The 8,740-nt window shown below is 69.0% G+C and carries 7 protein-coding genes and 1 pseudogene; 3 read left to right on the forward strand and 5 right to left on the reverse strand.

All coding sequences use genetic code 11. The features are described from left to right. Positions 1 to 1,322, reverse strand: a pseudogene (locus B2U11_RS09150) (S9 family peptidase); the annotation flags it as partial. A gap of 165 nt (positions 1,323 to 1,487) precedes the next feature. On the opposite strand from B2U11_RS09150, the gene B2U11_RS09155 reads away from it, so the two are divergent. Continuing rightward, the gene (locus B2U11_RS09155) at positions 1,488 to 2,294 is read left to right on the forward strand and encodes a trypsin-like serine peptidase (protein ID WP_292071290.1); all 807 of its coding nucleotides are present in this window, start codon (positions 1,488 to 1,490) and stop codon (positions 2,292 to 2,294) included. Here the strand turns inward: B2U11_RS09155 and B2U11_RS09160 are convergent, their stop codons facing one another. After that, positions 2,295 to 4,079 carry an acyl-CoA dehydrogenase gene (locus B2U11_RS09160; protein ID WP_292071291.1) on the reverse strand — a complete coding sequence of 595 codons (1,785 nt, stop codon included), beginning with the start codon at positions 4,077 to 4,079 and terminating at the stop codon, positions 2,295 to 2,297. A 118-nt stretch (positions 4,080 to 4,197) separates the two neighbouring features. On the opposite strand from B2U11_RS09160, the gene B2U11_RS09165 reads away from it, so the two are divergent. Beyond that, entirely contained in the window at positions 4,198 to 4,749 is a 552-nt protein-coding gene (locus tag B2U11_RS09165; RefSeq protein WP_292071292.1) for a cytochrome b, read from the forward strand. After that, positions 4,746 to 5,663 (forward strand): L-threonylcarbamoyladenylate synthase, encoded by a 918-nt coding sequence (locus tag B2U11_RS09170; RefSeq protein WP_292071293.1) that lies wholly within the window; start codon positions 4,746 to 4,748, stop codon positions 5,661 to 5,663. The genes B2U11_RS09165 and B2U11_RS09170 overlap by 4 nt, the downstream gene beginning before the upstream one ends. Here the strand turns inward: B2U11_RS09170 and B2U11_RS09175 are convergent. Genes B2U11_RS09175 through yaaA form a run of 3 tightly spaced genes read right to left on the reverse strand, consistent with a single transcriptional unit; the run spans position 5,660 to position 8,438 of the window. Continuing rightward, positions 5,660 to 6,724 carry a patatin-like phospholipase family protein gene (locus B2U11_RS09175; RefSeq protein WP_292071294.1) on the reverse strand — a complete coding sequence of 355 codons (1,065 nt, stop codon included), beginning with the start codon at positions 6,722 to 6,724 and terminating at the stop codon, positions 5,660 to 5,662. The two genes, B2U11_RS09170 and B2U11_RS09175, sit on opposite strands and share 4 nt — an antisense overlap. A 32-nt stretch (positions 6,725 to 6,756) precedes the next feature. Next, a complete protein-coding gene (locus B2U11_RS09180; protein WP_292071295.1) occupies positions 6,757 to 7,614 on the reverse strand; it encodes a 3-hydroxybutyrate dehydrogenase in 858 nt (285 codons plus the stop codon). Positions 7,615 to 7,667: 53 nt separating this feature from the next. Beyond that, positions 7,668 to 8,438: a peroxide stress protein YaaA gene (gene yaaA / locus B2U11_RS09185; RefSeq protein WP_292071296.1), complete on the reverse strand. Its 771-nt coding sequence runs from the start codon at positions 8,436 to 8,438 to the stop codon at positions 7,668 to 7,670. Positions 8,439 to 8,740: the final 302 nt, after the last annotated feature.

An 8,740-nucleotide genomic window follows, 5' to 3' on the forward strand; every position in this document is an offset into this window, starting at 1 on the left:
TCGACCACATAGTCGGCCGGGTCGTGGCCGCTGGGCACCTCCTGGGTCTTGCGCAGCGTCCGCTCGCGGCTGGCCATGTCGTAGTCGAAGGTCTGGGTCGGGGTGGAGGGAGAGTTGTAGGCGTAGCGGGTGATCGTGGTGTCGAACTCCGACGCGCCGGCCAGAGACAGGGCGAAGGCGGGCTCGTCCACGGCGATCTCGTGTTCGGCGCCGGCGCGGTCGCGGATGATTATGCGGGTGTTGGCGTCGGCGCGTTCCTGACGCGCCAGATGGCCCTTGGTCAGGTCCAGCCCCTCGATGAAACGGCCAGGCGTGTGCGGCACCAGATCCTTCCAGTTCGCCTTGGCCGGCGCCTCGGTCGGCGCTTCGACGATCTTGAAGTCGATGGCGTCGTCGGCGTTGGTGCGGATCACCCAGCGGTCGTCCCAGTGATCGACGTCGTAGCGAGTGGCGACGACGCGCGGCTCCAGGATCACCGGCCCGGCCGTTGGCGTGGCGGCCGGGATATAGCGGGCTTCGCTGGTTTCCTGGTTCTGGATGCCTATGACGATGAACTTGTCGTCGGCCGTGCGGCCCACGCCGATGAACATGCCGTCGTCGGCTTCCTCATAGACCAGGGTGGTCTCGCCGCCGCGCGCCGGGCGACGGAAGATCTTGTCCGGGCGGCCGTTGTCGTCGCGGTTGGTCCAGAAGATCCATTGGCTGTCGGGCGAGAACGTGAAGTCCCCCGTCGCGCTCTCGATCACGGCGGGCAGCACCTCGCCGGTCGCCAGGTCCTTGACGTAGATCTTGTGCACCTCGGACCCTTGCGCGTCCTCGGCGTAGGCGAACAGCGCGTGGTCAGGGCTGTGCGATGCGGCCGAGACTTCCGAATAGGCCTTGCCCTGGGCCAGTTCGTTGACGTCCAGCAGAAGCTGGGGCGTGGGCGCGACCACAAAGTTCTTGGTTACGGGGCGGCCGCCCTCCATCCACGTGCCCTGGCGTTCGACGCGCATGTAGCGAGGATGCTGGTCGCCGGTCCGATACTCGACAAAATACTGCCAGGGGCCGTCGCCCGACGGCACGGAGGAATCGTCTTCCTTAATGCGGCCGCGCATCTCGGCGAACATCGCCTCCTGCAAGGGCAGGGTCGAGGCCATCATGGCCTCGCGATAGGCGTTCTCGGCGGTCAGATGGTCCTTGACCTCGGCCTTGATCAGGGTCGGATCGCGCAGCACCGCCTGCCAATTGTCATCCTTCATCCACTGATAGTCGTCGGTCCGGGTGCGGCCCAGCTGTTCGATGACGACAGGGATTTTCTTGGCGACGGGCGCTTGAGGCATCGAGGCTCCGGACGATTGGCTGAGGGCGACGCGGGGAAGGCCGGCGACCGCTGCGGCGGCGGCGCTCGAGGCGATCAGTTGACGGCGGTTCATTTGGCTCCCCCTGATTTGGTCGCGGACCTTGTGCGCGGGCGGCCCCCGGCGTCAAATGAAGAAACGCCCATCATGTTCGCGCCCCCGTTTCCCGATCCGAGCCACGACCCGACCGTCCTTGCCGCCTGGGACCTGTCGGTCGCCCTAATCAACGCCACCGTGCAGATCGACCAGCCGTCGGGCGAGGGGGGCAGGACGGTCGGCACCGGCTTTCTGCTGGACGCCGCCCGACCGGACGGTTCACCCCGCACGGTGCTGGTCACCGCCGGCCACGTGCTGGACCGGATGCCCGCCAGCGAGGTTCGGATCGGCTGGCGCGTGCAGACGCCCGAGGGCGACTGGCGGTTCGCGCCCCAACCGCTCCAGGTGCGCGGCCCGGAAGACACGCCCCTGTGGTCCACCCACCCGACCCAGGACATCGCGGTGATGGAGGTGGTGGCGCCGCGCATCTTCGCGCGCGCCGCCATACCGCTGGCCTGGCTGGCGGACGAGGACACCTTCGAGGAGGCGCGGGTCGGCGCCGGCGACGAACTGCTGTCGCTGGGCTATCCGCGCGGCCTGTCCGCGAACCGCGCGGGGTTCCCGATCCTGCGCGCCGGGCGGATCGCTTCCTGGCCGCTGACGCCGATCACCGCGTTTCCGACCTTCCTGCTGGACTTCGCGGTCTTTCCGGGAAACTCGGGCGGTCCGGTGTTCTGGACGCCGACCGCGCGCCGCGCGGCCGGGGTGGACGCGCCCGACCATCCCTACGTCGCCGGCATCCTGGTCCAGGAGGTGGTGGTGGGCCAGGAGCGGCTGGGCCTCGGCGTGGTCGCCCACGCCGCCTACATCCGCGAGGCCGTGGCCCTGCTGGATGCGCCGCCCCATGCAGGTCCGTGATCAGCCGGCCAGGGCGTCGGCCGACATCCGCTGCAGCACCTCGCCGCCCTGGCCGACCGCAGCCAGTCGGCTGGAGGCGTGCCCCAGCACATTGGCGGCGTAGATTTCATAGAGGTCCAGCTTGCCCTGCAGCCAGGCGGGATCGCCATTGCCGGCGTCCAGCCGCGCCTTGGCCGCCAGGGCGCCCTTTGCGACCATCCAGCCGCCGATGACGTCGCCCATCAGCTTCAGATAGGCGTCGGCCGCGGCCAGGACATCGGCGGCGGCGTCCGCGTCCGCCTTGCGGTCCAGCAGCCACAGGGTCGCGTCCTCCACCGCTTCAATGGCGGCGGCGAAGCGTTCGACGGGCTTGCCGACGTACAGGCGCGGTAACTGCGCCAGGGTGTCCTTCATCTCCGCGATGATGGCGCGCGCCGCTTCGCCGCCGTCCATCGACAGCTTGCGTCCCACCAGATCCATCGCCTGGATGCCGTTGGTGCCTTCGTAGATCGGCGCGATGCGGGCGTCGCGGTAGTGCTGGGCGGCGCCGGTCTCCTCGATGAAGCCCATGCCGCCGTGCACCTGCACCCCGAGGGAGGCGACCTCGCAGCCGACGTCGGTGGACCAGGCCTTGGCGATCGGCGTCAGCAGGTCCTCGCGCGCCTTCCAACGCTTGCGATCTTCCGCTTCGCTCGCGGCTCGGGCGAGATCGGCGGCGACGGCGGTGGACAGGCAAATGCCGCGCGCGGCGGAAATCTTGGCCTTCATCACGCCCAGCATCCGGCGAACGTCGGGATGATCGAAGATCGGCGCACCCGCTTCGCCGGTCCAGACCGAGCGGCCCTGGCGGCGTTCCAGCGCATAGGCCAGGGCCTGCTGATAGGCGCGTTCGGCGATGCCGACGCCTTCCACGCCGACGGCGAGGCGGGCGGCGTTCATCATGACGAACATATGGGCCAGGCCCTGGTTCGGCTGGCCGATCAGTTCGGCGCGCGCGCCTTCATACGCCATGACGCAGGTGGGCGAGGCGTGGATGCCCAGCTTGTGCTCGATTCCCACGGGGCGGAAGCTGTTGCGGCCGCCCAGCGCGCCGTCGTCGCCGACCTCGAATTTGGACGCCAGGAACAGGCTGATGCCCTTGGGGCCGGCCGGAGCATCGGGCAGCCGCGCCAGGACCAGGTGCAGGATGTTGTCGACCGCGTCGTGGTCGCCCCAGGTGATGAAGATCTTCTGGCCGTTCAGCGCATAGGTCCCGTCGCCGTTCGGCGTGGCCGTGGCGGTCAGGGCGCCCAGGTCCGAGCCTGCGCCGGGCTCGGTCAGCACCATTGCGCCCGTCCATTCCCCGCTGACCAGCTTGCCCAGGTATTTCTCCTTCTGCGCCTCGGTCCCGACCTGCTCCAGCGCCTCGATGGCCGCTTGCGACAGCATGGGGCACAGGCCGAAGGCCATGTTGGCGGCGTGGACCGTCTCGAAGGCGGCCAGTTCCAACGCCTTGGGCAGACCCTGGCCGCCCGAATGGGCCGGCGCCGCCAGGCCGGTCCATCCGCCGGCGGCGAACTGGCGATAGGCGTCGGCGAAACCAGGCGCGGCGGTGACGGCGCCGTTGGCGTAGGTCGCGCCCTTCTGATCGCCGACGCGGTTCAGCGGCGCCAGGACCTCTTCGGAGAACTGGCCGGCCGCTTCCAGCACAGCGCTGGCGACGTCGGCGTCGTAATCGGGATAGGCCCCGGTCGCCTCCAGCTGCGGCATGTCGGCGACCGCCTCCAAGGTGAAGGCCAAGTCACGGACGGGGGCACGATAGGTCATGAGGTCCTCTGAATTCTGCGCCGCACTAGGTGCCCCTCGTCGCCCATTGTCGCAAGGCGCTTGGCGGGGCTAATGCAGTCGAGGCACACTGGCGCCCTGCCGCCACGGAAGGGAAGTCATGGCCGAACACCGCAACCGCTATTCCAGCGTGTCGCTGATCCTGCACTGGGTGATCGCGGCCGCCGTCCTGGCTCAGATACTGCTTATCACGGCGCACGAGGCGACCGAGGGACCGGCCTCGCGCGAGTTCGTGAACCTGCACAAATCGGTCGGCCTGACGATCCTGGTCCTGACGCTGGCGCGAATCGGCTGGCGACTGGCCAATCCGGCCATTCCCCTGCCATCCGCGATGCCGCGCTGGCAGAAGGTATTCGCCCGGATCACCCACGTCCTGTTCTACGCCGCGCTGATCATCATGCCGCTGACCGGCTGGCTGGCGTCGTCGGCCGCGGGGCGCGACATCGTCTGGTTCGGCCTGTTCAACTGGCCGCTGTTGCCGGTTTCAGGCGGTCGTGAAGCGGCGCGTGGCTTCATGGAGGTCCACGGCCTGGTGGTGAAGGGCCTCTATGTGCTGATCGCCTTGCACGTTCTGGGCGCGCTGAAGCATCAGTTCGTCGATCGAGACAATGTGCTGCACCGGATGATCCCGCTGATTCCGCGACGACCGTGAGCGAAACGCCGGAACAGGCCGCCGAGGCCCTGAGGCAGGGCGCGCTGATCCTGCTGCCGACCGAGACGGTCTATGGGCTGGGGGGCGACGCTTCGAACCCGCAGGCCGTCGCCGCGATCTTTGAGGCCAAGGGGAGGCCCCGCTTCAATCCGCTGATCGCCCATGTCGCGGATGCGGTCGCCGCCGAAGCGGTCGGCGTGTTCGATGAACGGGCGCGTCGGCTGGCCGAGGCCTTTTGGCCGGGGCCGCTGACCCTGGTGACGCCGGTGCGTGACGCCCGAAGGGTCTGCGACCTGGCCCGCGCCGGGCTGGACAGCGTGGCCTTGCGCGTGCCGGGGCACGAAGGAGCGCGGGCGGTGCTGGCGGCGTTCGGCGGTCCGGTCGTGGCGCCGTCGGCCAACCGCTCGGGGCGCCCCAGTCCGACGACCTTTCGGGACGCCGTTGAGGAGACGGGTTTCGCCGTGGCGGCGGCGGTGGACGGCGGCCCCTGCGCGGTCGGGCTGGAGAGCACCGTCGTCTCGGTGCTGGACGGCCGCGTGGCCCTGCTGCGGCCGGGCGCGGTGACGCGGTCCCAGTTGGGATCGGTCATCGGCTCGCTGGACGACAGCGGGGAGGGGCATCGTTCGCCTGGTCGCCTGGCGCTGCATTATGCGCCCGACGCCCCGGTTCGGATCGAGGCGACGGCCGCGCGGGACGGCGAGATCCTGCTGGGGTTCGGCTCCGGCGTCGGCGACCCGCGCTGGAGCCTGAGCGCGACCGGTGACCTGCGCGAGGCGGCGGCCAATCTGTTTCGCCTGCTGCGCGAGGCCGATCGCACCCAACCGGCGGGCATCGCCGTCTCGCCGATTCCCGCCGAAGGCCTGGGGGAGGCGATCAACGACCGGCTGAAGCGCGCCGCCGGCCACGTGGGTTAGCCGAAGCGCGCCTGCAGATCGACGCTGGCCCGCGCGCCGACGACGGGCAGGCAGCTGTTCAGCCAGTCATCGGCGGCCGCCCGACCCCGCGCCTTCAGCTCGTTCAGGAAGGTCCATTCGGTGTTGAACTTAGAGCGCAGCGACAGGTCGCTGAGCCAGCCGTCGGCCTCGATGGCGTGCAGACGCACGGTGCGATACGGGCCCGCCTTCAGGTGGCCCTGAGCCATCAATTCCTCGGCCATGGCGATGGCGCGCAGTTCGGCGACCAGAGGAGCGTTGAAGACGATCTCGTTCAGCCGGTCGACGATGTCGCCCGCGCCCTTGGGCGTTTCGTCGCGCGCCATCGGGTTCAGCGTGATCAGGAGCACGTCGTCGGGCGTGTCGGCTCCGGTGAGCGGCCACAGCGGAGGGTTGGTGAGGTAGCCGCCGTCCCAGTATGGTTCTCCGTTGATCTCGACCGCCTGGAACAGGTGCGGCAGACAGGCGGAGGCCATCAGCACCTCGGCGGACATCTCCTCGGATGTGAACAGCCGCGCCTTGGCCTGACGAACGGCGGTGGCGGCGACGAACAGGCGCACGGACGAGGCGCGCACGACATCGAAATCGACCGAGGCCTTCAGCACCCGCTTCAGAGGGTTGTGGTTCAGCGGATTGAATTCATAGGGGCTCATCGACAGGGCCAAGGTCTCTCCGGCCCGCCAGAAGGGGGTGTCCTTGATCCAGTCGGGGGGCTGGGCCGCGTTCCAGATGGCGCTGTCACCGAAGACGTTTCGGCCGCCGGACTGGTTCACCTCTCGCCACAGCCGGTCCAGCGCGGCGCGGCCCGCCTCGGCTCCGTCCGCCAGACCCGTGATCAGGGCGGCGCCGTTCATGGCCCCGGCCGAGACGCCGGAGACGGCCCGAATGTCGAGCCGATCATCCTCCAGCAGCCGGTCCAGCACGCCCCACTGGAAGGCGCCGTGCGCCCCGCCACCCTGGAGCGCCAGGCTGATCGGGCGCCGGCCCGAGGCGGCGGCGGCGGCGTCGGCGGGATCGGCGGCCCTGCGCTTGAAGATCGCCATGCCGCCTCCTTATGCGCCGCCCTGGCTCAGGGCTATTGGGCGGTCCAGCCGCCGTCGATGGAGAAGCTGGCGCCGTTGGCCGAGGCGCCCAGATCGCTCACCAGATAAAGAAACAGTCCGGCCAGTTCGTCGGTCGTGACGAAGCGCTTGGTCGGCTGGGCCGCCAGGATCACGTCGGTCAGGACCTGTTCCTTGGATATGCCCCGGGTGCGCGCCTGGTCGGCGATCTGCTTTTCCACGATCGGCGTCTCGACGAAGCCGGGGCAGATGGCGTTGCAGGTGATGTTGTCGCGGGCCAGCTCCAGAGCCGTGGTCTTGGTCAGGCCGATCACCCCATGCTTGGCTGCGACATAGGCGGATTTAAACGGGCTGGCGACCAGGCCGTGGGCCGAAGCGATGTTGACGATCCGGCCGCGCCCCTGGGCCTTCATGATCGGAATGGCCGCCTTGGTCGCATAGAAGGCCGACGACAGGTTGATGGCGATGATCTGTTCCCACTTGTCGGCGGGAAACTTCTCCACGGCCTCGACGTGCTGGATGCCGGCGTTGTTGACCAGGATGTCCAGCCGGCCGAATTCGTGCCGGGCGAAGGCGATCATGTCGGCGATCTCCTCGCCGCGCATCATGTTGGCGGGGTGATAGCGCACGCGCCCCTTGGAGCCGGCTTCCAGCGCCGCGCGGGTGCGCTCGATTTCGGCGGGATCGCCCAGGCCGTTTAGCACCACGTCGCCGCCGCGCGCCGCGACCGCGCGGGCCAGGGCCAGGCCGATGCCGGAGGTCGAGCCGGTGATGACCGCCGCCTGTCCTTTCAGGTCGCCGATGTCGCGGAAGTCCGGGGCCTGCCCGTGCGCGATGTTTCCGCCCTTGGACGCCTTAGGCCATTTGAACATGAATCCGCCCTCTGGTTCTGTGCGGCGAGACTAGCGGCAGGACGGCCAGGCGATCAAGAATTTCCCGACCTGATGAATATCCATTCGGTCTCGGACGAGGCGGCCTTGTCGAATCGATAGCCGTCTCGGTCGAAAGCCTTCAGATCCTCGGCGTGTTCCAGCCGCTCGTCGATGGCGAAGCGGGTCATGGACCCGCGCGCCTTCTTGGCGAAGAAGGAGATGATACGGCTCTCGCCGTCCTTCTCCTCGCGGAACTGGGGGGTGACGATCGGCAGCTTCAGCGCCTTGGCGTCGATCGCGCCGAAATACTCCTGGCTGGCCAGGTTCACCAGGGTCGGGTCGACCTGGCCCTCGGCGTCGGCGTTCAACTGTTTCGACAGCCGGTCGCCCCAGAAGTCGTAAAGGCTGGAGCCGCGCCGGGTCTTCAGCCGCGTGCCCATCTCCAGACGGTAGGGCTGAATGCGGTCCAGCGGCCGCAGCAGGCCGTAGAACCCCGACAGGATGCGGACATGATCCTGGGCGAAGGCCAGGGCGTCCGGCGCCAGGTCGCGCGCCTTCAGGCCCTCATAGACGTCGCCGGCGAAGGCGAAAGCAGCCTGGACGCCGTCGGTCGAGTCGGGATCGAAGGCCTTGAACCGCTCGGCGTTCAACTTGGCCAGGTCGTCGGAAATGCCCATCAGGCGGCGCAGGTCCGCGCGCGTCTGGCGCCGCGCGGTCTTCGACAGGCTGGTCGTATCCTCGCGAAAGCGGCGCTCCGACGCGGGCAGAGCCGGGTCGGCCGGGGCGAAGTCTAGCCGCTTGGCGGGGGACAGAACGATGAGCAAGGGCCAGCCTCCTGAGACCAAGGCGCCGACATAGGCCGCTTCGGCGACGATTTGAACCGGGCGCGACGATGCGCGCCGCGACGGAGCCGGGGCGTTGGGAAGGAGGGCTGGGCGGAGCGCCGGGCCTTCGCCCGGAGTTCTGTGATGTGAGTACCATTTCGACGAAGTCCGACGCTCCGCGCGAGGGATTGGCCTGCAAGCTCGGGGCGCCGAGTGGTGGCGGTCTTATCGCCTAACCCCATAAGCCTGCGGCGGGCCGGCGGCTCCTGCGAGAGCCGTCCAGGTGCGGCCGAGTATCCCCC

This window comes from Brevundimonas sp. UBA7534 (assembly GCF_002479325.1).
Classification (GTDB): Bacteria; Pseudomonadota; Alphaproteobacteria; order Caulobacterales; family Caulobacteraceae; genus Brevundimonas.

Coding starts and splice junctions, on each gene's coding strand:
- B2U11_RS09175 (WP_292071294.1), bottom strand. CDS start 6,724: ATGGCGATCTTCAAGCGCAGGGCCGCCGATCCCGCCGACGCCGCCGCC.
- B2U11_RS09180 (WP_292071295.1), bottom strand. CDS start 7,614: ATGTTCAAATGGCCTAAGGCGTCCAAGGGCGGAAACATCGCGCACGGG.
- B2U11_RS09155 (WP_292071290.1), top strand. CDS start 1,488: ATGTTCGCGCCCCCGTTTCCCGATCCGAGCCACGACCCGACCGTCCTT.
- B2U11_RS09165 (WP_292071292.1), top strand. CDS start 4,198: ATGGCCGAACACCGCAACCGCTATTCCAGCGTGTCGCTGATCCTGCAC.
- B2U11_RS09160 (WP_292071291.1), bottom strand. CDS start 4,079: ATGACCTATCGTGCCCCCGTCCGTGACTTGGCCTTCACCTTGGAGGCG.